We start from the raw sequence: 25,047 nt of genomic DNA, 5'->3' as shown, positions 1-25,047 counted from the left end.
TTCCTCCTTTCTATTTGCCAATAAAAAACGCTTTTTCCCTTCCTTGCAAAAGGACGGAAAAAGCGTTCCGCGGTACCACCTTTTTTGGCGCATCATGCGCCCACCTCTTGCCCGTAACGAGGGCGGACGGCTTATGTTTGCATAAGCGGCCTTTCTAGGGCAGGTTCAATCGACTTCCCGTGAGGAACCTTCCAGCCTACGGGTTCCACTCTCTTGCACGTTCCATCGATTTACTAGTCCCGTACCGTTTTCCGTATCAACGATTTGTTAGAAATTATCCATACAAATCAGAAAATTGTCAAGAGGGATATTATCTTTTTTCTTAGACAATGATGTTTTTTGTTACCGAAATAAATACAATTGTCATTTTATTTTAAAAAATGGTACAATACTAAAAACATCGAGACTACAAAACTACTAACGGAGGGATTTAGATTGAGAAAGCTTCGCAGCGATATGATTAAAAAAGGATTTGACCGGGCGCCGCACCGCAGTTTGCTGCGCGCGGCAGGCGTAAAGGAAGAAGATTTTGACAAGCCGTTTATCGCCGTGGTGAACTCGTATATTGACATTATTCCGGGACACGTGCATTTGCAGGAGTTCGGGAAAATTGTCAAAGAAGCGATTCGCGAAGCGGGCGGAGTCCCGTTTGAAATGAATACAATCGGCGTCGACGATGGGATTGCGATGGGGCATATCGGCATGCGCTATTCGCTTCCAAGCCGCGAAATTATCGCGGATTCGATCGAAACGGTGATTTCCGCGCATTGGTTTGATGGAATGGTATGCATTCCAAACTGTGATAAAATTACGCCGGGCATGATGATGGCGGCGATGCGGCTAAACATTCCGACGATTTTTGTCAGCGGCGGGCCGATGAAGGCTGGCGTGACGAGCGACGGGCGAAAAATTTCGCTTTCTTCCGTATTTGAAGGGGTCGGCGCCTATCAAGCAGGGAAAATTGATGAACAAGGATTGCAGGAATTAGAAAAATACGGCTGTCCGACGTGCGGCTCCTGTTCGGGAATGTTTACAGCAAACTCGATGAACTGTTTGGCGGAAGCGCTAGGTCTCGCACTGCCAGGAAATGGAACCATTTTAGCGGTCGACCCGGCCCGGAAAGAATTAGTTCGCCAATCGGCGAAACAATTAATGTATTTGATCGAGCATGACATTAAACCGCGCGATATTGTCACAGAAAAAGCGATTGATAACGCGTTTGCGCTTGATATGGCGCTTGGCGGCTCGACAAATACCGTATTACATACGCTTGCAATTGCAAACGAGGCAGGGATCGATTACTCACTCGAACGAATTAATGAAATCGCCGCGCGCGTTCCGCATCTTGCCAAACTGGCGCCAGCTTCCGATGTGCATATTGAAGACTTGCACGAAGCGGGCGGCGTATCGGCCGTATTAAATGAATTAGCGAAAAAAGAAGGAACGCTGCATCTCGATACGTTGACCGTAACCGGAAAAACGCTTGGGGAAAACATCGCCGGCTGTGAAGTCAAAGACTATAATGTCATCCGCCCAATTGATAACCCGTATTCCGAAACAGGCGGACTTGCCGTATTGTTTGGAAATCTCGCTCCAGATGGCGCGATCATTAAAACAGGAGGCGTGCAAGCCGGCATTACGCGCCATGAAGGGCCAGCGATCGTATTTGATTCGCAAGAAGAGGCGCTCGAAGGCATTGCGAGCGGGAAAGTAAAACCAGGCCATGTTGTCGTCATCCGCTATGAAGGACCAAAAGGAGGACCGGGAATGCCGGAAATGCTCGCGCCAACTTCGCAAATCGTTGGCATGGGGCTTGGAACAAAAGTCGCGCTTATCACCGACGGACGTTTCTCAGGGGCATCCCGCGGTTTATCGGTTGGACACGTTTCCCCAGAAGCGGCGGAAGGCGGTCCGATTGCCTTTATTGAAGACGGAGACATTATTGAAATCGATATTACGAACAGAACGATTAACGCAAAGCTTTCTGACGAAGAATGGGAAAAACGGAAAGCGAACTGGAAAGGGTTTGAACCGAAAGTAAAAACCGGCTACCTCGCACGCTACTCGAAGCTCGTTACTTCCGCGAGCACGGGAGGGATTATGAAAATTTAACAGCCTATCAAAAAACCTGTTCGCCGGTCCCATGACCAGAGCGAACAGGTTTTATTTTTGCAAAAAAATCTATATGAAAACGATTACAGTTTAGGTAAAGGTGTATATGATAGAAATATAGGGGGGAATGAACAATATGAATAAACGAATGGAAACGATCATCATTCATCACGGATATGACGCGAAACAGCATCTTGGCAGTTTGGCGGCGCCGATTTTTCAAACATCGACGTTTACGTTTGACACGGCGGAACAAGGAGAAGCGCGGTTTGCGGGAAAGGAAGACGGCTATATTTATTCGCGCCTCGCCAATCCGACGGTGCGGATGCTGGAAGAAAAAATGGCGTGTTTGGAAGGTGGGGAAGCGGCGCTCGCGTTTAGTTCCGGGATGGCGGCCGTATCCGCAGTGTTGCTTGCATTAACGAAAGCCAATGACCATATTATATGTTCACAAGGAGTATACGGCTGTACGTTTGGTTTGCTGCAGATGTTGAAAAAGAAATATCACGTTTCCCACGATTTTTGCGCGATGGAAACGGAAGAGGAGATCCGCCGCCTTATCCGTCCGGAAACGGTTTGCATTTATGTCGAAACACCGATTAATCCAACGATGAAACTCATCGATTTGCAAATGGTTGTAAACGTGGCGAAAGAATATGGGATTACCGTTGTGGTGGACAATACGTTTTGTTCGCCATATTTGCAGCGGCCGCTTGAATTTGGCTGTGATGTTGTCGTTCATAGTGCCACGAAATATATCGGCGGCCATGGCGATGTCATTGCCGGCATCGCGGTCGGGAAAAAAGAATTGATGGAGGAAATCGCGAAAACAACGCAAAAAGATATCGGCGGCGTTCTTTCCCCGTTTGACGCTTGGCTATTGCTAAGAGGATTAAAAACACTTCCGGTGCGGATGGACCGGCATTGCGATAATGCAGAGAAAATTGTGGAACGGTTAAAAACACATCCCCTCGTTGAACGCGTTTGCTATCCTGCTGATCCAGACAACCGCGATTATCCGATTTATCAAAAACAAATGAAACGCGGTGGCGGCTTGATTTCGTTTGAAATTAAAGGCACAAAACGAGACGCCCAGCGCTTTCTCAATCATCTTCAGCTCATTCAAATCGCTGTCAGCCTTGGCGATACGGAAACGTTAATTCAACATCCGGCAACGATGACCCATTCTGTGGTGCCGGAAGAGGAAAGAATAAAGATGGGAATCAGCGGCCAACTCATCCGTTTGTCCGTTGGTTTAGAGGCGTGGGAAGATATTTGGGACGATTTGGAGAAGGCGCTTTGTTTATTAGCGAGATAACAAGGCGAATGTTTGGAGAAGTGTAATTGGACTAAGGTGATTGGATTGCCCGTGTTGCCTAACTTACCAGGACACGGGCTATACATGTATATAAGTTTAGAATAAAAAGTTCATAAAGATGAAACAGCAAGTTGCATTTATTTAATGTAGTAAGAGAAAAAGTGGAGGCATAGAACTGTCAACATGTTTGTATCTCGAAAATATATTCTTAACAAATTGGGAGATAAATGGTGAATGTTGTTCCCTCACCAAGTTTGCTTACAACGTCGATTTTTCCACCATGAGCATGAACAATTTCTTTAACGATTGTTAGTCCTAAGCCATTTCCAGGTTTATAATTGGGGTCTTTAAGTCATGTGCGATATTTTCAAATATTTCACGGAGAGTTTGTTCGAGCTGTTTTAGTCTTTCATTAGTTTGTTTTAAAGATTCATTAACCTTTGTCAGTTGAGCGGTCCGTTCTGCTACTTTTTCTTCTAGTTGTAAATGCAGTGCTTCGTAATTGCTGATTAGATCATCCAACTTTTTTGCCATGTTGTTAAACGAAGAGTGAAGTACCTTAAATTCGTGTAACGACGGCTTTGTCATCTTGGTACGAAAATTTCCTGCACTTATTGAGCTAATTCCCTCGAGAAGTTCCTTGATTGGATTGGTAAAATGTTTCCAAATCGCGATGGAGCTGATAATTAAAATAATAGCAACGAAACATAGTAAACTGATAAACTGAAAGGAAAACGATTTTTTATAATCTGTTAATTTTTGTGGGGATTCACCATTTTCTGTGATTTCTACTCAATCCTAGAAACATGTTAGCTGGATGAAATAGGTTCATCAGTCAGGATCCTTCTTCCGCATACAGACCACGAAGTTGGTAGAATGGAAACAGTCAAGTGCTTTCCTTGACGGGTTCCATTCTACCAACTATCATACCGATAGCGGAAGAAGGGGGCGCTTAAGCAGCCTGACTACCTGTAGTGTTCCCTGTACACTCCAGAAATACACGTAAACGAAACCGTTCTAGATTTCGATAGCCATATGCCCGGCGTTTGATGTTTTTGATCTTGTGATTCGTCCCCTCAATTCGGGCATTCGTATATGGGCACAAAAAGTAGGAAAGAATAGGCTCCTTCCTCCTTTCAAGCGTGTTGGCTGCTTCCTGAAAAGAAGCAAAAGGGCTCTGTTTGGCTAACTTAATCCATTCTTCCAAGCGTTCCTTTGCTTCATTATATCCATCGGTTCGGTAAAAATCCCGAAACAACTCTTTCAGATAATAAGCAATGGAAAGTGCCGGATACTCCTCCAAGATATCGTCTAATCGAAGCCGTTGGTCCTTACGAAGCTTTTCACAGCCTTTTAAGAGAAGATATCGAGCCTTTTTCAATGGAGAAAATTCCTTTCTTGCTTGATCCAAGGCTTGTGTCACTTTTTGAACCACATGGTACTTATCGATGACAATCGAAGCAGATGGAAACAGGGCGCGAACCGCCTTATGATAAGGTTCCCACATGTCAAGAATCACCGTTTGGACCATTTCTTTCGACAGGATATTTTGGCTCAACAAGTTGATGGCGGAGTCACATTGGCGATCGGCATGCATTCCCATGACCGATCCGGCTCTGGCATCCATCAATACGGTTTCATACTGATGTCCCTTTTTTACCGCGATTTCATCTAAACTAAGCACCATTCCTTCTGGAGAAGAGACCTCCGTCGCTGTTTGACGCTCTTTTGCTTTTTTCGATGCGATGGAGTAATAAATGCGTTCCAATGTTGTATATGGGATGCGGTGCTTTCGGCTAACCTCTTGAATGGTGGAGCCTTCGCAAAGTTCATACAAGTACTCACAAAATCGATTGGTGTAGTGTTGATTGGGTGGAATCGATTCCAAAGAGGCGGAAAACACTTGGGAACAATTCCAGCACCGATAGCGCTTTACCTTTACGAACAAGTACACCGGTTGATGGAAAATCGCCAAATCCCGTACTTTTCTTGTCCGTCTGTCGTGGACAGAGGAAGTGGCAAACCCACAATGAGGGCAACGTTCCTGTGTCTCTGTTTTCTCTACATGAATCGCATAACCATAGGAAAGAAGTTCTTGTTTAATCACTTTAAATTCTGGCAATCCTAGTGGTATAGAAAGCACTTACGAGACCTCCCTAATGTTTATTTCACCGCTAACATTATTGCCAGGATCTCGTCAGTGCTTTCTCTTTTTTGTCACTAAATCACAAAATTTGGTGATGAACCAAAAAAAGGCAAACGAAAGTATTTACGGATTAGCATCAGGTGTATGGACAGCGAATTTGGCCCGAGCCCATCGAATGGCACGCGGATTGAAAGCTGGAACAGTGTATGTTAATACGTTTAGTATGCTAGACAGCGCCGCCCCGTTTGGCGGAATGAAACAAAGCGGATTTGGACGTGAGCTTGGTATAGAAGCAATGAACATGTATACACAAACAAAACATGTGTGGGTTGATTTAAGTCAAGAGAAATTTAATTGGTATGGCTTATAAAATAACCATTACTCGTTTAAGGTCTTTCCATGTTCTTCTCAGGAAAGACCATTATTTTTGAAATTCTTCTTTTTCGCGTAAAAGCAATAAAATAATGATTGACAATTTATAATATTCTAGATATTTTTAATATAAATATAATAATAATATTCATTACGTTATATAAACGTTATATCATATAACTTAAAATGAGGATGAAATATTTTGTGATGGCATTGTTTTAGCACTTATCAGAAGAAAAGCAGATGTCGAAGTAGTTGTCTTATCCCTTCGAATTGTTTCAGGAATAGGAGAAGTGGCACAGTATTGATTTTACTAAATAGAGAACTATTGATAAAAAGCAATTAAGGGGGTGAGGAAGATGGGTGGCTTTATTGGGAAAATGAAGGAAGATCCCTTTGCTAATTATTTAGGCATCACTATAGAAGATGTCGGGGAAGGATATGCAAAAGTATCAATGGAAGTAAAGGAAAATTTGCTGAACTTTCATGGTAGTACCAATGGAGGAGCTATTTTTTCTTTGGCTGATGTGGCTTTTGCCTGTGCTAGCAACTCTCATAATCAAACAGCGGTTGGTATCGCGATGACAATGTATTATATGCAAGCTAGCGGAATAGGCGATAGGTTAGTGGCAATCGCACGCGAAGAAACGAAACCAAACCGTCTTGGGGTATATCGAATCGAGGTTTTAAATGACAAAGAAGTGTTAATTGCTTTAGCCGAAGGAATGGTATATCGCAAGAAAGACAAACTTGTTCCGTAAATATCAAAGAAGTGAAAATAAAGTTCAGTTTCGTGGGAGTGTTCAAAAAGCAACCAAGGTTTTGCATAGAGCAGAAAAAGTTGTCCAAATGATTATAGGAAATTCTAGGGAAGCGAACAGAGGTCGTTTCAAATTTGGTATCTTGAGTACGATGAACAGACAGGCCCAAGCAGCCTGGTACACTTGCGAATGTCACTTCGTTTGGGGAGCGCGCAGGATTAAAGTTCCAATGAGAAGTTACTGCTTCAGCCGCTCATCCCCGCATCGATCTCAAGGAGGTTTTCTCGATGCAAGTACTCTATGAGCATTTATGTGGATTAGATGTCCACAAAAACCGACCACTATTCCAATATTTTCAACTTATATATGATGATAAATATATACTACATTAAATAAACGTTATGTATATTTATTTTTTAAAATATTGATAAAAACGCTTTAAAAAGGAGATGGGAGAATGATTTTACATCGTATTGAAACGGCTTCGAGAAAGGAAATGGGAGTGTTGCAATTAGAGCGGTTGCAACAGACAGTTAAGCGGGTATACGAGCATGTACCATTTTATCGCAAAAAGTTTGACGAAATTGGTGTAAAACCGGATCATATCCGCACGTTAGATGATCTTAAAAAGTTGCCCTTTACGACAAAAAAAGATTTGCGGGATAATTATCCATTTGGACTGCTTGCGGTAAGCATACAAGATTGTGTCCGAGTCCATGCATCAAGCGGAACGAGCGGAAAACCAACAGTGGTAGCGTATACAAAAAACGATATCAACCATTGGGCAGACATTGTAGCACGCGCTATTGCAATTGCGGGTGGAGTCCCGGGAAATATTGTGCATAATGCCTATGGATATGGATTGTTTACTGGAGGATTAGGTCTCCATTATGGAAGCGAGCGGTTAGGTGCAGTGACTGTTCCGGTATCAGGAGGGAATACGGATCGACAAATTATGATTATTGAAGATTTTAAGCCAGATATTATTTGTGGTACACCTTCCTATGTATTGAACATTGCTGAACGGATGAAAGAGCTTGGCAAAGACCCGCGACAAACGTCGCTAAAATACGGGATTTTCGGAGCAGAGCCTTGGTCGGAGGAAATGCGGAGAACGTTAGAACAGGAGTTTGGAATTAAAGCGTGTGATATTTACGGATTGAGTGAGGTCATCGGACCTGGGGTTGCCATGGAGTGTCATGAAGCGCAGAACGGATTGCATGTAGCCGAGGACCATTTTTTTGTAGAAGTCATTAATCCAGATACGCTCGAGCCAGTGGGAGAAGGTGAGGAAGGAGAACTTGTCTTTACCAGCTTGACAAAAGAGGCGTTTCCAGTCATTCGCTATCGCACAGGTGATATCGCTTCAATTACGAAAGAACCGTGTATCTGTGGACGAACAACAACAAGAATGTCGAGAATTAAAGGGCGTGTTGATGATATGCTCATTATACGCGGTGTTAACGTTTTCCCATCAGAAATAGAACATTATTTATTGACAGTCCCAGAGCTTGCGCCACATTATCAAGTTCATATTTTACGAAAAGGAACGCTTGATGTCGTTGAATTGCAAGTCGAGGTAAGCGAGCGATTCTATCAAGAAATCGGAAGTGATCTTCACGATGAACGCGTCCGCGATTTGGTGAAGCGAATACAGTATTTGTTGAAAACCCACTGTCTTGTGTCTATCGACGTCAACGTCCATCCACCAAAATCCATTCCACGTTCAGAAGGGAAAGCGATTCGTATCGTAGATTACCGTAAGGAAAAAGCGTTATTATAAGAAAATTAGTAATTTTATGATTGAAATATTTATAACGTTATTTTATAATTACGTTAAACAAACGTTATATAATTAATTAGGAGGCAGGAGAGAGATGCCTGTAGTAACATTGTTTAGACGGCTATCTGAAGAGGAAAAGTACGAGCGGTTTATGAAGAGAATTGAAGCGGGGGAAAAAATTGAAGCAGATGATTGGATGCCAGAAGACTATCGCATGACGTTAATTAAGCTTATTGCGATGCATGGTATTAGCGAAATTATGGGAGCGCTTCCGGAGAAGGAATGGGTTCCGAAAGCTCCTTCGTTAAGAAGAAAGCTTGGCATTATGGCGAAAGTGCAGGATGAAATGGGGCATGGTCAGCTTCTTCTCCGCGTTGCCGAAGATTTAATGGCACCACTTGGAAAAACGCGCGAGGAAATTATGCAAGATTTGTTCAAAGGAGATTTAAAGTTCCATAACGTGTTCCATATGCCTGCGCCGACTTGGGCGGATGCAGGATTGATCGGCTGGCTCGTTGACGGAGCTGCTATTATTACGCAGACAAACATGCTAGATGCTTCTTACGGGCCGTATGCCCGGGCGTTAAAGCGGATTTGTGCGGAAGAAGTGTTCCACGCCCAGCACGGCGAATCGATTATTTTGGCGCTTGCAGAAGGAACGAAAGAGCAAAAAGAGATGCTGCAAGACGCATTGAATCGTTGGTGGGAAGCATTGTTAATGTTTTTCGGTCCTGATAGCGCAGCAACAACGGGAACATCGAAGCAAGACATTACGATTAAATACCGCATACGGACGAAAACAAATGAACAATTACGCCAAGATTTCTTTACGAAATATGTGCCACGCATTTTGTCGATAGGATTAAAACTTCCAGATGAAACGATGCATTTTGATGAAGTGAAAGGGAAATGGGTTTACAAACAGCCAGATTGGGACAGGTTCAAAGAAATTATTCGCAACAATGGACCAAAATCGAAAGAGCGGCTTCGTCTTCGAGAGTTATCGTACCACAATAACGCTTGGGTTCGTGAAGCGTTAGGCGGTCAATCAGCAGCAGTGTGAGAAGTGGGGGAATGGGCAATGAGTGATAGCGGAAAAGGTTTTTATCAAGTGTTTGAGGTATTTAGTAGGAGAAATGACACAGCGCCGCTTCAGCATCAATTTAGCCTGCTTGCTCCAAACCATGAAATCGCTTTAGTGATGGCGCAAGAAAATTTTATGCGGCGCGAAACTGTTTCCGACATATGGGTCGTGAAACGATCGGACATCCGCATGATGACGGAAGAAGAAAAAGAATCGTTAAAGAGACTTGATAATAAAGATTATCGTACTACAAAAGGGTATGGATACTTGAAAAAGAAATGGCGTCAATACGAACAGAAAATGTTCGATGAAAAAGAGATTCTTTCATGGAAGGGCGAGATCCAACGATGAAAATCACGAAACCAGAGGAACTTCAGCAACATCCCGAATATAAAGAAGCGCTTGTTGAGCTATTGTTTCAGCTAGCGGATGACGATTTTATTCTCGCTTATCGCGGTTCGGAATGGCTTGGGCTCGCGCCGCACATTGAAGAGGATATCGCATTTTCTTCCATTAATCAAGATACGATGGGTCATGCGGCAATGTATTATCAATTGCTAGAAGACATTGGTATCGGAAAGGCAGACGATTTGGCGCACCAACGTCCATCGTCCGAACGCCGAAACGCAGTTTTGCTCGAAAAGGTAAACGGTCCTGGTCATTATTTGCACGAGCCCCGCTATGATTGGGCGTTTACCGTTGTTCGTCATTATTTTTACACGCAGGCGAAAAAAGTGCGCATCGACTCGTTGAAACATAGTTCGTATGAACCACTCGCTCAAGTTGCTGTCAAAATCAACATGGAACTTTATTACCACCTCATGCATTGGAGAACATGGTTCATTCAACTTACGAATGTTCAAGGAGAGGCTCGCGAACGTATGAAAAATGCGGTTGCGAAAGTATTTGAAGATTTTGGCGGGGTGCTGACGCTCGGAGCGAAAGGAGATAGAATGGCGGAATTCGAAATTATCGAAAGCGAAGAGACGTTAAAACAACGTTGGGTTCAAGCGATGAAACCGATTTTTGAAGAAGTAAACCTCGATTTGCCAAGCGAGTTCGGCATGAAGCGAGGCAACGGACGAAACGGGGAACATACGGCAGATTTAGATGAAGCGATTATGACATTGTCGGAAGTATATCGCATCGACCCTCTAGCGGCGTGGTAATCTACAAGTTTTTCAGAAAGAAGGGGGTAACGATGGTAGAAAGAATTATAGAAACATTAGATTCCGTCAAAGATCCTGAAATTGATTCGGTCAGTATCATAGATTTAGGAATGGTCGAAGACGTTCAGGTGCAACACGGTGAAGTTACAGTCAAACTGATTCCGACGTTTATCGGCTGCCCGGCACTCGATATTATTCGACAACGTGTCGAACAGACTCTTTTGCGGTTAGAAGGGATCGAGCACGTTAATGTAGAATTTATTCGCCATCCACCATGGACATCTGACCGAATTACGGAGAAGGGACGGGAAAAGTTAAAAGAATTTGGTATTGCGCCACCGCCGCGTCAAGTCGGTCCAACCGGAGAGTGGCATGTCGAGTGTCCGTATTGCCACTCCTCCTTTACAGTAATAGAAAACTTGTTTGGACCTACCGCTTGCCGAAGCATTTTCTACTGTAAACAATGCAAAAATCCGTTTGAAGCGCTGAAACCGATTTCAACATGGATGTAAAAATTTTATAGAAAAGGAGAAGAGAACGATGGTTAAGATGATTGCTCTTTACAAGCAACCAAAAGATAAAGAAAAATTTGATGAACATTATTTTGGTACGCACGCTCCAATTACCGCGAAAATTCCGGGACTTCGCAAAATGGAAGTAACGAAAATTACCGGTACGCCGATGGGAGGGGAGAGTGAATACTACTTATTATGCGAAATGTACTATGACAGTTATGAAGCGTTCAAAGAAGCAATGAAAACGAGTGAAGCGAAAGCGTCGGGAAAAGACTTAATGTCGTTTGCAGGCGATCTCGTAACATTAATGGTAGGCGAGGAAGTGAAAAATGACTGAGTTTGCGCACATTCGCACGCATGTTGATGAGAATATTGCCGTGATTGAGCTGCATCGTCCTGACGTATTGAACGCATTGAACAGGAAAATGGTAACGGAAATCGTCACAGCGATGGAAATTTACGACCGTGATGAACGCGTGCGCGTCATCGTCTTGACGGGAAGCGGTCGTGCGTTTGCAGCAGGAGCGGATATCGACGAAATGGCAAACGATGATTCCATTACGCTGGAATTGCTTAATCAATTTGCCGAATGGGATCGCCTTGCGCTTATTAAAAAGCCTACGATTGCCGCTGTACACGGTTTTGCATTAGGAGGCGGATTTGAACTTGCGCTTAGCTGTGACCTGTTATTTGCGGCCGATACGGCGGAATTCGGATTTCCGGAAGTGAATATCGGTGTTATGCCAGGTGCGGGCGGAACGCAGCGTCTCACTAAATTAATCGGCAAAACAAAAGCGCTCGAGTGGCTTTGGACAGGCGAGCGTATGTCGGCAAAGGAAGCGTATGAATTAGGAATTGTCAACCGTGTTATCGCGCCAGAGTTATTGTATGAAGAAACAATGCGGTTTGCGAAAAAGTTGGCGAAACAGCCTCCTTTATCCGTTCGCTTAATTAAAGAAGCCGTTTATAAGGCGGTAGATTATTCACTATATGAAGGCATGCAGTTTGAGAGAAAAAATTTTTATCTTCTCTTTTCGTCTGAGGATCAAAAAGAGGGAATGACGGCATTTATCGAAAAACGGAAGCCGCGTTTTCAAGGAAGATAAAGGAGGTGCTGTCGGATTGTACGAAACGATTCATTATGAAGTGCGCGACCGTATAGCATGGCTTACGCTAAACCGTCCTGACAAACTGAATGCGTTTACCGAACAAATGAACAGGGAAATTACGAAAGCACTGAAGCAAGCTGCTAATGATGAAAACGTTCGCTGCCTTGTGATTACTGGGGCAGGACGGGCGTTTTGTTCCGGTGAAGATCTCGGCGGTGTGACGGAGGAAATGAATCACGGGGAAGTGCTAAGGACGCGCTATGCGCCAATGATGAAAACGCTCTATCATTTTGAAAAACCAGTGGTCGCCGCTGTGAATGGTGTTGCGGCCGGCGCGGGAATGAGCTTGGCGATCGCGTGCGATTTTCGGCTTGTTTCGGAGAAAGCGAGTTTTGTAGAAGCGTTTATTCACGTTGGTCTCATTCCGGATGCGGGAAATTTGTATTATTTGCCGCGTTTAGTCGGGCATGCGAAAGCACTTGAATTAGCGATTCTCGGCGAAAAAATTTCCGCGCAAAAAGCGGTCGAACTCGGACTTGCCACCGCTGTTGTTCCTGAACAATCCTGGGAAGAGGAAGTACAGCGTTTTGCTGATCGGCTTGCTAACATGCCGACGAAAGCGGTTGGTTTGATAAAACGCTATTTGCGCGAAAGCTGGCATTGCACGTTCGAAGACTATTTGGAAAAAGAGGCATACGGTCAGCGTATTGCTGGACTGACGGAAGACCACCGAGAAGGCATTCGTGCTTTCTTTGAAAAACGCTCACCATCATTTCAAGGAAAGTAAGTTAAGGAAAAGGAGTGGAAAGTAAATGACAACAGTAAAAGAACAAAAAATGGAGAAGCTCGAAACAAAACGTGAAATGTATCATCTTATTATTAACGGAGAACGCGCCGAAAGCGTTTCTGGCGAAACGTTTACGACATATAACCCTGCTACAGGAGAGCCGGTTGCGAAAGTGGCGAAAGGAACGAAAGAAGATGCGGAACGCGCAATTCAAGCGGCACGTCAGGCATTTGACTACGGCAAATGGCGCCATTTTCCTGTCAACAAACGGGCGCGTATTTTAAACAAAATTGCTTCTATTATGCGTTCTCGTTTTAACGAGCTAGTAGAATTAGAGATTTTAGATACAGGAAAAGCACTTTCCGCCGCACAAGGACAAGTGATGCAGGCAATTGAAGACTTTGAATTTTACGCCAGCGCCATTGTCGGCCATCGTGGTACGGTCAACAACATGCCAGGTGCGTTTCATAATTTTACAGAAAAAGAGCCTGTTGGGGTATGTGCGCAAATTATTCCATGGAATTACCCGTTAATGATGGCGGCGTGGAAAATTGCCCCAGCGATTGCAGCAGGCTGCTCTGTTGTTGTCAAACCGGCTTCACTAACGCCATTGACATGTATTGTACTTGCTGAAATTTGCCATGAAGCTGGTGTCCCGGAAGGCGTCGTCAACGTGGTTACCGGGTCTGGCTCTGAAGTCGGTAATTATTTAGTTGAGCACCCGCTTGTTGATAAAGTCGCATTTACTGGTTCGACTCCGGTTGGGAAAAATATTATGGAAAAAGCGTCGAAAACGCTAAAACGAGTAACATTAGAACTTGGCGGCAAATCGCCGAACATCATCTTCGAGGATGCGGACATTGATGCAGCTGTTAACGGCTCATTATTCGGAATTTTCTATAATACCGGACAATCTTGTGAAGCGCGCTCCCGTTTGTACGTACATGAGAGCATTTACGATCAATTCATGGAAAAGTTTGTAGAAAAAACGAAAAAATTAAAGCTTGGCAACCCGTTTGAACAAGATACGCATGTCGGTGCCATCATTAGCCGCGAACAACTAGAAGTTATTGACAGTTATGTTAAATCTGCCATCGAAGAGGGAGCTACGATTGTCACTGGCGGGAAAGAAGCGAAAGTGGAAGGGTTTGAAAACGGTTTTTGGTACGAACCGACCATTATCACGGACGTCAATCATCAAATGAAAGTCGTCAAAGAAGAAATTTTCGGTCCGGTTGTCGTTGTGATGAAATTTAACGATGAAAAAGAAGTCATTAAATTGGCTAATGACAGTGAATATGGTTTAGGATCGGCCATCTGGACGAAAGATCATGCACGCGCAATTCGCGTGGCGAAACAAATTCAAGCCGGTATTGTCATGATTAATAGCCCGTTCTCCGCGTTCCCAGGAACGCCGTTTGGTGGATATAAACAGTCCGGATTCGGGCGCGAGCTTTGCATCGAAACCCTCGATTTATATACGGAAACGAAAAGCATTCTTTCTTATTACGGAAGCCGTCCGCTCAATCCGTTTGGCGTGTAAACAAAAAAATATGGCAGCAAAGCACTCTATCCGGCAGGGTGGAGTGCTTATTTTCCATTGTCCAACATACATATAGAACGATTAAGGAGGGACTTTTATGGTTCACCGCATTGTTGTTGTTGGATCTGGAGTCATGGGGAGAGGAATTGCCTATGTCAGTGCCGTAGGAGGTTTTGAAACGATTCTCGTCGATGTGAAGGAAGAACAGCTGGAAAGCGCGAAACAAGAAATAACCGAGATTTTTGTACAAGCTGTCTCCCGCGGCAAGTTAACGGAAGCCGAGCGGCAGGAATCGGAATCGCGCCTGCGTTACTTCTTGGATTTAGCCGAAGTGGTGCGGGAAGCGGACTTAGTGATTGAAGCCGTCCCGGAAAAATTAGAGGTGAAAAAACAAGTTTTTGAGACGATTGACAAGTATGCGCCGGCGTCTTGCTATTTCGCGACGAACACATCGACAATGAGTCCGACGGAAATCGGCTCGTTTACGAAGCGGCCGGAAAAAGTGATCGCGATGCACTTTTTCAATCCGGTCCACAAAATGAAGCTCGTCGAAATCATCCGCGGTTTAGAAACGAGCGATGATACAGTCAACGTTATTCAGCACGTCGCGGAAAAAATGGGCAAAGAAACGGTCGTCGTGAACGAGTTTCCGGGATTTGTGACAAGCCGCATCAGCGCGTTAATCGGCAATGAAGCGTTTTACATGCTTCAAGAAGGAGTCGGAACGCCGGAACAGATTGACAAGGCGATTAAACTTGGCCTTAACTTTCCGATGGGGCCGTTTGAGCTCGCCGATTTAGTCGGGCTGGATACAAGGCTGAACAACTTAAAATATTTGCATGAAAAGTTGGGAGAAAAATACCGTCCTGCTCCGCTCCTCGAGCAATACGTGAAAGCGGGACGGCTTGGTCGCAAAACGGGAAAAGGGGTATATGATTACACCAAACAAGAAAACAAGGGGGACGAATCATGTTAAGAGAAGTCGTGATTGTCGATGCGGTGCGCACGCCAATCGGGAGATATAAAGGAGCGCTCAAAGACGTCCGTCCCGATGATTTGGCGGCGACGGTCATCCGCGCGCTCGTGGATCGCAATCCGAGTCTTCCGGTCGAACAAATTGAAGATGTAGTGTTTGGCAACGCCAATCAGGCGGGGGAAGATAACCGCAACGTCGCGCGCATGGCGGCGCTGTTGGCTGGCTTGCCGATCGAAGTGGCGGGAACGACGGTAAACCGCTTATGTGGCTCTGGGCTCGATGCTGTCAATTACGCAGCGCGTGCGATTATGACAGGAGAGGCGGAAATCATGATCGCCGGCGGAACGGAAAGCATGACGCGCGCGCCGTTTGTCATGGCAAAGCCAAGCTCCGATTTTCCGCGCGGTAATATCGAAATGTTTGATACGACGATCGGCTGGCGCTTTATCAATCCAAAAATGGAGGAAATGTACGGAACTGACAGCATGCCGCAGACGGCGGAAAATGTTGCGAAACGGTTCGGCATCACTCGGGAGGAGCAGGATGAATTTGCTTATGAAAGCCAAATGAAAGCGAAAAAAGCCATCGAAACGAACCGCTTTGCCGATGAATTAGTGCCGGTCGTCTACTATGACCGAAAAGGCAATCGCGTCGTCGTCGACAAAGATGAACATCCACGTCCGGATACGACACTCGAAAAGCTAGCCAAACTGCCGCCGCTGTTTGAAAACGGCACGGTGACAGCGGGAAATGCTTCCGGCGTCAACGACGGGGCAGCGGCTCTGCTACTAGTGAGCGCGGAAAAAGCAAAAGAGCTCGGGCTGAAACCACTCGTCAAATACGTCATGTCTGCCGTGGCGGGCGTAGAACCGGCCGTGATGGGAATCGGCCCGATTTTCGCAACGAGAAAAGCGCTTCGCCGCGCTGGACTGACCATCGATGACATCGGACTCGTCGAATTGAACGAAGCATTTGCCTCGCAATCGATTGAATGCATCCGCCAGCTGGAATTAGACCGCACGAAGGTCAATGTCAACGGCGGAGCGATCGCCCTTGGGCATCCGCTTGGAGCCAGCGGTGCCCGCATTTTAACGACGCTTATTTATGAAATGAAAAAACGAGGCGTGAAATATGGACTGGCGACGATGTGCATCGGTGTCGGACAAGGAATTGCCACGATCGTAGAAAATACGGAGGAATAAAGAGGGGGAATGATATGGAAATGACAATGACCAACGTATTGCTGGAAAAGAAAAACCATATCGGCTACGTGACATTGCACCGTCCGGAAGTGATGAATTGTTTCGATTACGCTACGCTATGCCAGCTTGGAGAAGCGGTTGAACGTATTCATCTTGACCGCGACATTCGCGTTGTGATTTTTACTGGCGCGGGAGACAAAGCGTTCAGCGCTGGCGCGGATTTAAAAGAACGAAAGACGTTAAACGAAATGGAAGTGCGTCGCAACGTGAAAAAAATTCGCGATGTTTTCGATGCTGTGGCCAACTTGCCACAGCCGACGATTGCCGCGGTAAATGGCTATGCTCTTGGTGGCGGATTTGAACTAATGCTTGCCTGTGATTTCAGAATAGCGGTGAAAGAAGCGGTCATGGGCTTAACTGAAGTGAGCTGGGCGATCATCCCAGGAGCTGGCGGAACGCAACGGCTTCCTAGGTTAATTGGCGAAGCGAGGGCGAAAGAGTTAATTTTAACAGCCCGTAAAATTACCGCCGAACAAGCTTATGAATACGGTCTGTTAACAAAAGTAGTAGAAAAAGAAAATTTAATGCCTAGCTGTGAAGCGTTGGCACACGAAATGATGCAAAATGGTCCGATTGCTTTGCAGCAAGCGAAGTATGCAATTCAACAAGGCATGAATGTCGATTTGCAGACAGGTCTTGCCATTGAAGCGAAAGCGTACGAATTAACGATTCCGACGAAAGATCGTTTAGAAGCGTTAGCTGCATTTAGTGAAAAGCGCAAACCACAATTTATAGGGGAGTGACTCATCGCCGAGCCTCCCTCTTTTTATCCAAAATGACAATTTAACGTTTTTTTTTTTGCTCGTCTTGTCATCGTAATAAAAATTTGCTACGATTATGTCTTGAAAACGAGATAAAGGGTGTCCACAATGAGCATGAATACGCGATCGATGATTTTTACGATTTACGGCGATTACATCCGCCATTACGGCAATGAAATTTGGATCGGCAGCTTAATTCGGCTGCTGAAAGAGTTTGGCCATAACGACCAAGCGGTACGCGCAGCGATTTCGCGCATGAGCAAACAAGGATGGGTCAAAGCGGAAAAGCGCGGCAATAAAAGCTACTATTCGCTCACCGAGCGTGGAGTGAAGCGAATGGAAGAAGCGGCAAAACGCATTTATAAAATCCGCCCCGAAAAATGGGACGGAAAGTGGCGCATTTTAGTGTATACGATTCCAGAAGAAAAGCGGAGCGTGCGCGACGAATTGCGCAAAGAGCTCGTGTGGAGCGGTTTTGGCACGATCTCAAACAGCTGTTGGATTTCACCGAACAACTTAGAAAAGCAAGTGTACGACCTGATCGATAAATATGAAATTGAACCGTACGTCGATTTTTTTATTGCCCAATATGATGGACCGCATACGAACAAGCTGTTAGTCGAGAAATGTTGGGATTTAGAAGAAATCAATAAAAAATATGAGGAGTTTATTTCCGTCTACAGCCAAAAATACATCATCGACAAACATAAAATCCAGCGCGGAGAAATGTCCGATGCCGAATGTTTTGTCGAGAGAACAAAGCTTGTCCACGAGTACCGCAAGTTTCTCTTTATCGACCCGGGCCTGCCGGAGGAGTTGCTGCCGAACGAATGGATGGGCGGCCATGCTGCGGCGCTGTTCAGCGACTATTACAAGGAATTGGCGGTGCCGGCGAGCCGCTTCTTCGAATCGGTGTTTATGGACGGAAATGAGTTAAAGAAAAAAGATGAGGAGTACGACGTGTACGACCATCCTTTTATTGTGGAGTGATGCTTTTTTGCAGAAAAGCAGAGACGCGCTGCCCCGTAAAAGCAGCGCGTTTGCTTTCCTTTCATTTGTGCTGGTTGGCTAGCAATTGACGGTACTCTTTTCCTTTTTGCACATACGTGTCAATCGATAGTTGAATCAAAGCCAAGTCTTTTTCTGTAATTTCGCGCACGACTTTGCCCGGCGACCCAACGACCAGAGAGCGTGGAGGAATTTTTTTACCAGAAGGAATTAACGTGTTTGCCCCGATAATGCATTCTTCCCCGATTTCAGCACCGTCTAAAATCGTGGAACCCATGCCGATAATAGAGCGTTTTCGAATTGTGCAACCGTGAAGAATGACATTGTGACCGACCGTCACCTCGTCTTCCACAACAAGAGGTGATCCCTCATATAAATGGCATGTCGAATTATCTTGAATGCTGCAGCGTTCTCCAATAATAATCGGTGCTTCATCGCCTCGCAACACGGCGTTAAACCAAATTGTTGATTCTTTTCCAATCGTAACATCGCCGATAATATGAGCACCAGGAGCGATAAATACTGTATCGTCCACTTTTGGCATTTTACCATTGTAACAATAAAGCATTCTCATCCTCCTCAAAATATGATAAGGTTATGATAAGTATAACATAATTTTAACGGGGTGGGAATTTTATGAATGATGTTTGCCGTTTGTTACATATTCGTTACCCGATCATTCAAGGGGGAATGGGCAATATTAGTAACGCGAAGCTGGCTAGTGCCGTATCCGAAGCGGGAGGACTTGGGATGATTGGTGTTGGTACAATGTCGCCTGATGAAGTGGAAGAAATCATCATTGAAACAAAACGACGAACAAATCAGCCATTTGCCGTCAATATTCCTGTTCAAGTAACACCGTATGTAGACGAAATGGTATCGTTAGTCTTAAAACATCAGGTTCCTGTCGTTTCTTTATCAGCGGGGAATCCAGCACCGCTTATTCCACGTCTTACGGAACAAGGAGTGAAAATAATTGTCGTGACCGCTTCGGTGAAACAAGCGAAAAAAGCGGAAGCAGCAGGAGCGAATATTATTGTTGCTGAAGGGTATGAAGCAGCGGGAATTAATTCGACGTTAGAGTTGACGACGATGACGTTGATTCCACAAATCACCAGCGCTGTCCGCGTTCCTGTCGTAGCCGCTGGAGGAATCGGAGATGGGCGGGGATTGCTTGCCGCGTTCGCACTTGGTGCTCAAGGAGTACAACTAGGTACGCGATTGATCGCTACAAAAGACGCACCATTTCATGAGGCGTACAAACAGTTAATTACCAATGCCAGAGAAAACGAAACAGTGATTGTTGGTCGCTCAGTTGGAAGAGTGCGGAGAATTATGCGCACTCCATATGCGGATAAATTGTTGCAATATGAAAAAGAAGGAATGCCGCTCGAAATGTTCAATGAATATACATCGGAAGACCGTCATCGCCGTGGAGCGCTTCAAGGAGATTTTCATGAAGGATTTGTCAATGCAGGGCAAATTGCCGGACTCATCGAAGACATGCCGACAGTGGCAGAGCTATTTCAGCAAATGATGGAAGAGGCGAAACAGCAGCTGCATAAATTACATACGCTTCTCCATTCATAATATTTCTTCATTGATGAATAAAGAACATCTTCCTGCCAAGATGTTCTATTTTTTTATAATTATTATTTTTTAGAAAATTATTGACTTTATATCTTTTTAATTGATAATATTTATTTAGCATAACGTTATTTTAACGTTACTAAACATTTTTATGATGTTTATTTGTAAGCGTTACCAAATAAAGTACATAACAAGAGGAAAATTGGTACTATGTCAATTTTGATAAAAACAAGGGGGAGTAAGGATGCAAGGAGTAATCAAACGATTAGCGGCGCCTATGCTTGTTTGGATGTTAGCGCTTTCTGGATGTGCGAAGGAGGAGGCCGCGAAAAATGGTGTTAAAGGGGATGAGAAGGAGGGAAAAGCGGTCACGATTGGCGTCACGCAAATTATTCAGCACCCATCATTGGATGCTGCTTTCAACGGGTTTAAGAAAGCAGTGGAAGATGGCGGATTTAAAGAAGGGGAAAACGTCAAGTACAATGTGCAAAACGCGCAAGGAGATATGAACAATAATCAAACGATTGCTAACAATTTTGTGTCTGATGAGGTTGATCTTATTTTCGCCAACTCTACTCCAAGTGCACAAAGCGCGCTAAACGCAACGAAAGAGATTCCAATCGTATTTACGTCTGTTACTGATCCAGTCGGTGCTGGTTTAGTTCCATCTATGGATAAATCTGGTGAAAACATTACTGGAACAACAGATAGTCATCCAGATGCGATTCGAAAAACAATTCAATTTATTGATGAGCAAACCGACGCCAAAACGGTTGGACTCATTTATAACGCAGGAGAACAAAATTCGGTGGCACAAATTGAAAAAGTGAAAGATGCCGCGAAAAACACTGATTTGAAGTTTGTTGAAACGTCCGTTTCTACAACAGCGGAAGTGAAACAGGCGGCAGAGTCGTTAGTTGGCAAAGCGGATGTGTTTTACATTGTAACCGATAATACGGTTGTATCGGCAATTGAGTCGGTCGTGAGCGTTGCAAATGAGAAAAAAATCCCCGTTTTTGCGGGAGAGCTAGATTCACTAAAACGAGGCTGTTTTGCGGCGTATGGGTTTGATTACTATGACATCGGTTATCAAGCTGGAGAAATGGCCGTTGCAATTTTAAAAGGAGAGAAAAAGCCATCGGAAATTAAACCGGAATATCCGAGCAAATTAAAGCTTGTTATCAATAAACAAGCAGCAGAAAAGCAAGGAATAAAGCTGAAGCCTGAGTGGGATCAAATGGCGGAATACATCGAATAAATTCGAAAGGATGAATGCCTTTGTTGACGGCGATGGTAGGTGCGATCGAATCAGGAATTATTTATGCAATTATGGCGTTAGGAGTATATTTGTCGTTTCGTATTTTAGATTTTCCTGATTTAACGGTGGATGGCAGCTTCGTTACGGGAGCTGCTGTCGCGGCGACACTTATTGTCAGCGGAGTAAATCCGTTTGTAGCTACATGTCTAGCGCTCTTTATTGGGTTTGCTGCTGGATGCATGACTGGATTTCTTCACACAGTCGGGAAAATTAACGCTCTTTTATCAGGGATTTTAATGATGATTGCACTGTACTCCATCAATCTTCGTATTATGGGACGTTCTAATGTACCACTTTTAAACCAAAAAACGGTATTTACAATGATTCAAGAGTGGGGGACGAAGCTCGGTCTTGATTCAGCGGCGGCGAAAACGTGGGGAATTTTCGTATCGATGGCGATTCTTACCCTTCTGTTTAAATTTTTCATGGACTGGTTTTTACAGACGGAAGTCGGGCTTGCGATTCGGGCCACGGGTGATAACCCGCGTATGATTCGTAGCTTGTCGGCGAATACGAATTTGCTCATCGTCTTAGGTCTGGGGCTTTCTAATGCAATGGTTGCATTCTCAGGAGCGCTTATTGCGCAGTACGGTTCGTTTGCCGATGTTGGCATGGGAATCGGCATGATTATTATCGGTCTTGCTTCCGTTATCATTGGGGAAGCGGTATTTGGAACAAAAACGATTGCGAGAACGACACTTGCGGTCATCGGCGGATCGATCATTTACCGCATTGTTGTCAGTCTTGCTTTGCGTGCGCAGTTTTTAGAAACAGGAGACGTGAAGCTTATCACGGCATGCATTGTCATTTTAGCGCTCGTCATGCCGCAAATCGTTCGCCAACAAAAAGAGAAAAAGCGCAAAGAGCAGAAAAGACGGGAGCGTGCGCAGGTCATCGCGATCTCCGCAAACGGAAAGGGTGAAAGCGATGTTGCAATTAAATCGGATTTATAAAGTGTTTAACGAAGGGACGCCCGATGAAAAAATTGCCCTTCAAGATATCAATTTGACACTTCGAAAAGGAGACTTTGTTACGATTATCGGCAGCAACGGCGCAGGAAAGTCAACGCTGATGAATTTGATTTCGGGTGTACTGTTTCCTGATGAAGGAACGATTTACATTGACGGCCAGGATGTGACGATGATGCCGGAATATGTTCGCTCATGTTACATTGGAAGAGTGTTTCAAGACCCAATGGCAGGAACGGCACCAAGCATGACGATTGAGGAGAATCTCGCGATGGCGTACGCGCGCAATCAAAAACGTACGCTCCGTCGCGGAGTGACGAAAAAGCGGCGCGATTTCTTTCGCGAGGTGCTCGAGACGCTTCATCTTGGATTAGAAAACCGCTTGCAGGCGAAAGTAGGCTTGCTTTCGGGAGGAGAGCGGCAAGCGCTGTCCTTGTTGATGGCGACGTTTACGGAACCGGCAATTTTACTGCTGGATGAGCACACGGCCGCTTTGGATCCGGCAAGAGCAGAATTGATTACCAATTTAACGAAAGATATTGTTAAGCAGTACGGATTAACGACATTGATGGTCACCCATAACATGCAGCAAGCCATCGACTTAGGAAATCGCCTTATCATGATGGACAAAGGACAAATCATTTTGGAAGTGGATGAACACGAAAAGAAAGGTTTAACAGTAGAAAAATTATTGGCAGAATTCCAGCGTATTCGCGGCACACAACTAGCGAGCGATCGCGCGGTGTTAAGTTGAACAATGAAAAGAATCGGATAAGCGTTTTCAAGCTTATCCCCTTTTTTCGATTTAAAAAATATAATAAATAATAAATATAACGTTTTTAAAACGTATATATATTTATAAGTTATATATGAGTATTAATAATAATGAAGAGGTGAAACAAGATGAAACCGGGAATGAAAATGGGGGATACCGCTGTGGTAGAAGCGGTTGTGACTCCTGATATGTTTGCACAATTTGAAGGGAATGTCGTCCATCCAGCTTATTCCACCGTATCGATGGTATATCACATGGAATGGGCTTCCCGCAAAATTATTTTACCTTATTTAGAAGAACATGAAGAAGGAATGGGAGTAGCTGTATCCGTGAAACATATTGCTCCAACAACGGAAGGATCGACCGTGACGGTGACAGCGACAGTGACCGAGATTCGTGACAATGTCGTCGTGACAAAAGTGGAAGCGAAAAACGAGATGCAAGTAATCGGAATCGGCGAAGTGAAACAAGTAATTTTACCGAAACAAAAAATCGCGCAAATGTTACAGAAACAGTTGCATTCATAGGAGGTTGAAAGAATATGAATACCGTCACAAGTCAGTGGAAAGCGGTTGATATATTTACGCAAATTCGTGAACATGAACAAGTCGTATTTTGTAATGATGAAAAAACGGGGTTAAAAGCGATTATTGCCATTCATAACACAACGCTAGGTCCAGCGCTTGGCGGATGCCGAATGTACCCATATGTGGCAGTCGAAGACGCACTATTTGACGTGCTCCGTCTTTCGAAAGGGATGACGTACAAATGTCTTGCAGCAGACGTCGATTTTGGAGGCGGAAAAGCGGTTATTATTGGAGACCCGCGCAAAGACAAGACACCGGAACTGTTCCGTGCGTTCGGTCAGTTTGTCGAATCGTTGAATGGTCGGTTTTATACGGGTACTGATATGGGAACGACGCCAGATGATTTCGTTCATGCGATGAAAGAAACAAACTGCATCGTAGGTGTTCCCGAGGAGTATGGTGGCAGCGGCGATTCTTCCGTGCCGACCGCGTTAGGTGTCATTTACGGTATTCAAGCTACCAACAAAGTGATTTGGGGAAGCGACGAGCTTCACGGAAAAACATACGCTATTCAAGGGTTAGGAAAAGTGGGTAGGAAAGTAGCAAAGCGCTTATTGGAAGAAGGCGCGGATTTATATGTGTGCGACATTAACGAAGCAGCGGTTGAGGAAATTGTATCGTATGGAAAAAAACTTGGAGCGGGTGTAAAGATCGTGCATGGGACAGAAATTTACGGAACGGACGCGGATATATTTGTTCCATGTGCGTTCGGCAATGTCATAAATGATGACACCATATATGTGTTGAAAGTAAAAGCGATTGTCGGTTCTGCCAACAATCAATTGCTTGATGTGCGCCACGGACAGATGTTGAGAGAGAAAGGAATTTTATACGCGCCAGATTACATCGTTAACGCTGGAGGGCTCATTCAAGTAGCTGATGAACTATACGGACCGAATAAAGAGCGTGTACTACAAAAAACAAAAACTATTTATTCGACGCTCCTTCATATTTATTCCCGAGCGGAAGCGGACCATATCACAACGATCGAAGCAGCGAATCGCTTTTGTGAAGAACGGTTGCAGCAGCGTAGCCGCCGCAATAATTTTTTTACGCACCGCAAACGGCCAAAATGGGATATCCGACGATAACGGCAAAGGAGG

Annotated in this window: 25 protein-coding genes and 2 pseudogenes; 23 read left to right on the top strand and 4 right to left on the bottom strand. The window is 44.7% G+C overall.

What is annotated here, in order from left to right; genetic code table 11:
- The first annotated feature begins 435 nt into the window (after window positions 1-435).
- Both ilvD and megL read left to right on the top strand, forming a co-directional pair.
- Complete coding sequence (gene ilvD / locus DER53_RS14865) at window positions 436-2,112, top strand: dihydroxy-acid dehydratase (protein ID WP_062756255.1); 1,677 nt, start codon at window positions 436-438, stop codon at window positions 2,110-2,112.
- 127 nt (window positions 2,113-2,239) lie between these two features.
- A complete protein-coding gene (gene megL / locus DER53_RS14860) occupies window positions 2,240-3,430 on the top strand; it encodes a methionine gamma-lyase (RefSeq protein ID WP_062756256.1) in 1,191 nt (396 codons plus the stop codon).
- A gap of 208 nt (window positions 3,431-3,638) precedes the next feature.
- On the opposite strand, the pseudogene DER53_RS14855 reads toward megL, so the two are convergent.
- From DER53_RS14855 to DER53_RS14845, 3 genes and pseudogenes are all read right to left on the bottom strand, one after another.
- Window positions 3,639-3,764, bottom strand: a pseudogene (locus DER53_RS14855) (ATP-binding protein); the annotation flags it as partial.
- The gene (locus DER53_RS14850; protein ID WP_341874544.1) at window positions 3,746-4,099 is read right to left on the bottom strand and encodes a HAMP domain-containing protein; all 354 of its coding nucleotides are present in this window, start codon (window positions 4,097-4,099) and stop codon (window positions 3,746-3,748) included. The gene DER53_RS14850 and the pseudogene DER53_RS14855, both read right to left, overlap by 19 nt.
- Before the next feature lie 283 nt (window positions 4,100-4,382).
- Window positions 4,383-5,573 (bottom strand): ISL3 family transposase, encoded by a 1,191-nt coding sequence (locus DER53_RS14845; RefSeq protein ID WP_121910058.1) that lies wholly within the window; start codon window positions 5,571-5,573, stop codon window positions 4,383-4,385.
- Between the two features lie 106 nt (window positions 5,574-5,679).
- On the opposite strand from DER53_RS14845, the pseudogene DER53_RS14840 reads away from it, so the two are divergent.
- The 15 genes and pseudogenes from DER53_RS14840 to paaX form a co-directional block, all read left to right on the top strand.
- A pseudogene (locus DER53_RS14840) lies at window positions 5,680-5,946 on the top strand (aldehyde dehydrogenase family protein); the annotation flags it as partial.
- A 361-nt stretch (window positions 5,947-6,307) separates the two neighbouring features.
- On the top strand, window positions 6,308-6,709 hold the full coding sequence (paaI, locus tag DER53_RS14835; protein WP_062755107.1) for a hydroxyphenylacetyl-CoA thioesterase PaaI: 402 nt from the start codon (window positions 6,308-6,310) through the stop codon (window positions 6,707-6,709).
- Window positions 6,710-7,166: 457 nt separating this feature from the next.
- The gene (gene paaK / locus DER53_RS14830) at window positions 7,167-8,492 is read left to right on the top strand and encodes a phenylacetate--CoA ligase PaaK (RefSeq protein ID WP_062755109.1); all 1,326 of its coding nucleotides are present in this window, start codon (window positions 7,167-7,169) and stop codon (window positions 8,490-8,492) included.
- Window positions 8,493-8,586: 94 nt separating this feature from the next.
- Window positions 8,587-9,555 (top strand): 1,2-phenylacetyl-CoA epoxidase subunit PaaA, encoded by a 969-nt coding sequence (gene paaA, locus DER53_RS14825; protein ID WP_062755111.1) that lies wholly within the window; start codon window positions 8,587-8,589, stop codon window positions 9,553-9,555.
- Between the two features lie 18 nt (window positions 9,556-9,573).
- Window positions 9,574-9,927 (top strand): 1,2-phenylacetyl-CoA epoxidase subunit PaaB, encoded by a 354-nt coding sequence (gene paaB, locus DER53_RS14820; protein ID WP_062755113.1) that lies wholly within the window; start codon window positions 9,574-9,576, stop codon window positions 9,925-9,927.
- On the top strand, window positions 9,903-10,745 hold the full coding sequence (gene paaC, locus DER53_RS14815; protein ID WP_062755114.1) for a 1,2-phenylacetyl-CoA epoxidase subunit PaaC: 843 nt from the start codon (window positions 9,903-9,905) through the stop codon (window positions 10,743-10,745). Before paaB ends, paaC begins: the two co-directional genes overlap by 25 nt.
- A 32-nt stretch (window positions 10,746-10,777) precedes the next feature.
- The gene (gene paaD, locus DER53_RS14810; RefSeq protein WP_062755116.1) at window positions 10,778-11,257 is read left to right on the top strand and encodes a 1,2-phenylacetyl-CoA epoxidase subunit PaaD; all 480 of its coding nucleotides are present in this window, start codon (window positions 10,778-10,780) and stop codon (window positions 11,255-11,257) included.
- Window positions 11,258-11,285: 28 nt separating this feature from the next.
- The gene (locus DER53_RS14805) at window positions 11,286-11,597 is read left to right on the top strand and encodes an EthD family reductase (protein ID WP_062755118.1); all 312 of its coding nucleotides are present in this window, start codon (window positions 11,286-11,288) and stop codon (window positions 11,595-11,597) included.
- A complete protein-coding gene (locus DER53_RS14800) occupies window positions 11,590-12,366 on the top strand; it encodes an enoyl-CoA hydratase/isomerase family protein (RefSeq protein ID WP_062755120.1) in 777 nt (258 codons plus the stop codon). The genes DER53_RS14805 and DER53_RS14800 overlap by 8 nt, the downstream gene beginning before the upstream one ends.
- A gap of 16 nt (window positions 12,367-12,382) precedes the next feature.
- Entirely contained in the window at window positions 12,383-13,156 is a 774-nt protein-coding gene (locus DER53_RS14795; RefSeq protein WP_062755122.1) for an enoyl-CoA hydratase-related protein, read from the top strand.
- A 25-nt stretch (window positions 13,157-13,181) separates the two neighbouring features.
- On the top strand, window positions 13,182-14,699 hold the full coding sequence (locus tag DER53_RS14790; protein ID WP_062755123.1) for an aldehyde dehydrogenase family protein: 1,518 nt from the start codon (window positions 13,182-13,184) through the stop codon (window positions 14,697-14,699).
- Between the two features lie 97 nt (window positions 14,700-14,796).
- On the top strand, window positions 14,797-15,675 hold the full coding sequence (locus DER53_RS14785; protein ID WP_062755125.1) for a 3-hydroxyacyl-CoA dehydrogenase: 879 nt from the start codon (window positions 14,797-14,799) through the stop codon (window positions 15,673-15,675).
- The gene (locus DER53_RS14780; protein ID WP_062755127.1) at window positions 15,669-16,877 is read left to right on the top strand and encodes a thiolase family protein; all 1,209 of its coding nucleotides are present in this window, start codon (window positions 15,669-15,671) and stop codon (window positions 16,875-16,877) included. The genes DER53_RS14785 and DER53_RS14780 overlap by 7 nt, the downstream gene beginning before the upstream one ends.
- 14 nt (window positions 16,878-16,891) lie before the next feature.
- Window positions 16,892-17,680, top strand: coding sequence for an enoyl-CoA hydratase-related protein (locus tag DER53_RS14775; protein WP_062755129.1), 789 nt, complete (start codon window positions 16,892-16,894; stop codon window positions 17,678-17,680).
- 132 nt (window positions 17,681-17,812) lie between these two features.
- Complete coding sequence (paaX, locus tag DER53_RS14770) at window positions 17,813-18,688, top strand: phenylacetic acid degradation operon negative regulatory protein PaaX (RefSeq protein ID WP_062755293.1); 876 nt, start codon at window positions 17,813-17,815, stop codon at window positions 18,686-18,688.
- 61 nt (window positions 18,689-18,749) lie between these two features.
- Here the strand turns inward: paaX and DER53_RS14765 are convergent, their stop codons facing one another.
- Window positions 18,750-19,274 carry a gamma carbonic anhydrase family protein gene (locus tag DER53_RS14765; RefSeq protein ID WP_062755131.1) on the bottom strand — a complete coding sequence of 175 codons (525 nt, stop codon included), beginning with the start codon at window positions 19,272-19,274 and terminating at the stop codon, window positions 18,750-18,752.
- A gap of 68 nt (window positions 19,275-19,342) precedes the next feature.
- Here DER53_RS14765 and DER53_RS14760 point away from each other — a divergent pair, with 68 nt between their 5' ends.
- From DER53_RS14760 to DER53_RS14735, 6 genes are all read left to right on the top strand, one after another.
- Complete coding sequence (locus DER53_RS14760) at window positions 19,343-20,296, top strand: NAD(P)H-dependent flavin oxidoreductase (protein ID WP_062755133.1); 954 nt, start codon at window positions 19,343-19,345, stop codon at window positions 20,294-20,296.
- A 244-nt stretch (window positions 20,297-20,540) separates the two neighbouring features.
- Complete coding sequence (locus tag DER53_RS14755) at window positions 20,541-21,554, top strand: ABC transporter substrate-binding protein (RefSeq protein ID WP_062755135.1); 1,014 nt, start codon at window positions 20,541-20,543, stop codon at window positions 21,552-21,554.
- A gap of 20 nt (window positions 21,555-21,574) precedes the next feature.
- Entirely contained in the window at window positions 21,575-22,567 is a 993-nt protein-coding gene (locus tag DER53_RS14750; RefSeq protein ID WP_062755137.1) for an ABC transporter permease, read from the top strand.
- Entirely contained in the window at window positions 22,542-23,336 is a 795-nt protein-coding gene (locus DER53_RS14745; protein ID WP_062755139.1) for an ABC transporter ATP-binding protein, read from the top strand. Before DER53_RS14750 ends, DER53_RS14745 begins: the two co-directional genes overlap by 26 nt.
- A gap of 149 nt (window positions 23,337-23,485) precedes the next feature.
- Window positions 23,486-23,884 carry a thioesterase family protein gene (locus tag DER53_RS14740; RefSeq protein WP_062755141.1) on the top strand — a complete coding sequence of 133 codons (399 nt, stop codon included), beginning with the start codon at window positions 23,486-23,488 and terminating at the stop codon, window positions 23,882-23,884.
- A 14-nt stretch (window positions 23,885-23,898) separates the two neighbouring features.
- Window positions 23,899-25,035, top strand: a complete 1,137-nt coding sequence (locus DER53_RS14735; protein WP_062755143.1) for a Leu/Phe/Val dehydrogenase — start codon at window positions 23,899-23,901, stop codon at window positions 25,033-25,035.
- Window positions 25,036-25,047 lie beyond the last annotated feature (12 nt).

The sequence above is a fragment of the Parageobacillus toebii NBRC 107807 genome, assembly GCF_003688615.2.
Taxonomy (GTDB): Bacteria; Bacillota; Bacilli; order Bacillales; family Anoxybacillaceae; genus Parageobacillus_B; species Parageobacillus_B toebii.
Note: the sequence above shows the minus strand (reverse complement) of the source record. Positions and strands in the feature narration are given on the sequence as shown.

Excerpts from the sequence above, each read along its gene's own strand:
- megL (WP_062756256.1), top strand. The coding sequence starts at position 2,240 with ATGAACAATATGAATAAACGAATGGAAACGATCATCATTCATCACGGA.
- paaI (WP_062755107.1), top strand. The coding sequence starts at position 6,308 with ATGGGTGGCTTTATTGGGAAAATGAAGGAAGATCCCTTTGCTAATTAT.
- paaK (WP_062755109.1), top strand. The coding sequence starts at position 7,167 with ATGATTTTACATCGTATTGAAACGGCTTCGAGAAAGGAAATGGGAGTG.
- paaA (WP_062755111.1), top strand. The coding sequence starts at position 8,587 with ATGCCTGTAGTAACATTGTTTAGACGGCTATCTGAAGAGGAAAAGTAC.
- paaB (WP_062755113.1), top strand. The coding sequence starts at position 9,574 with ATGAGTGATAGCGGAAAAGGTTTTTATCAAGTGTTTGAGGTATTTAGT.
- paaC (WP_062755114.1), top strand. The coding sequence starts at position 9,903 with ATGGAAGGGCGAGATCCAACGATGAAAATCACGAAACCAGAGGAACTT.
- paaD (WP_062755116.1), top strand. The coding sequence starts at position 10,778 with ATGGTAGAAAGAATTATAGAAACATTAGATTCCGTCAAAGATCCTGAA.
- DER53_RS14805 (WP_062755118.1), top strand. The coding sequence starts at position 11,286 with ATGGTTAAGATGATTGCTCTTTACAAGCAACCAAAAGATAAAGAAAAA.
- DER53_RS14800 (WP_062755120.1), top strand. The coding sequence starts at position 11,590 with ATGACTGAGTTTGCGCACATTCGCACGCATGTTGATGAGAATATTGCC.
- DER53_RS14790 (WP_062755123.1), top strand. The coding sequence starts at position 13,182 with ATGACAACAGTAAAAGAACAAAAAATGGAGAAGCTCGAAACAAAACGT.
- DER53_RS14785 (WP_062755125.1), top strand. The coding sequence starts at position 14,797 with ATGGTTCACCGCATTGTTGTTGTTGGATCTGGAGTCATGGGGAGAGGA.
- DER53_RS14780 (WP_062755127.1), top strand. The coding sequence starts at position 15,669 with ATGTTAAGAGAAGTCGTGATTGTCGATGCGGTGCGCACGCCAATCGGG.
- DER53_RS14775 (WP_062755129.1), top strand. The coding sequence starts at position 16,892 with ATGGAAATGACAATGACCAACGTATTGCTGGAAAAGAAAAACCATATC.
- paaX (WP_062755293.1), top strand. The coding sequence starts at position 17,813 with ATGAATACGCGATCGATGATTTTTACGATTTACGGCGATTACATCCGC.
- DER53_RS14765 (WP_062755131.1), bottom strand. The coding sequence starts at position 19,274 with ATGCTTTATTGTTACAATGGTAAAATGCCAAAAGTGGACGATACAGTA.
- DER53_RS14760 (WP_062755133.1), top strand. The coding sequence starts at position 19,343 with ATGAATGATGTTTGCCGTTTGTTACATATTCGTTACCCGATCATTCAA.
- DER53_RS14755 (WP_062755135.1), top strand. The coding sequence starts at position 20,541 with ATGCAAGGAGTAATCAAACGATTAGCGGCGCCTATGCTTGTTTGGATG.
- DER53_RS14745 (WP_062755139.1), top strand. The coding sequence starts at position 22,542 with ATGTTGCAATTAAATCGGATTTATAAAGTGTTTAACGAAGGGACGCCC.
- DER53_RS14740 (WP_062755141.1), top strand. The coding sequence starts at position 23,486 with ATGAAACCGGGAATGAAAATGGGGGATACCGCTGTGGTAGAAGCGGTT.
- DER53_RS14735 (WP_062755143.1), top strand. The coding sequence starts at position 23,899 with ATGAATACCGTCACAAGTCAGTGGAAAGCGGTTGATATATTTACGCAA.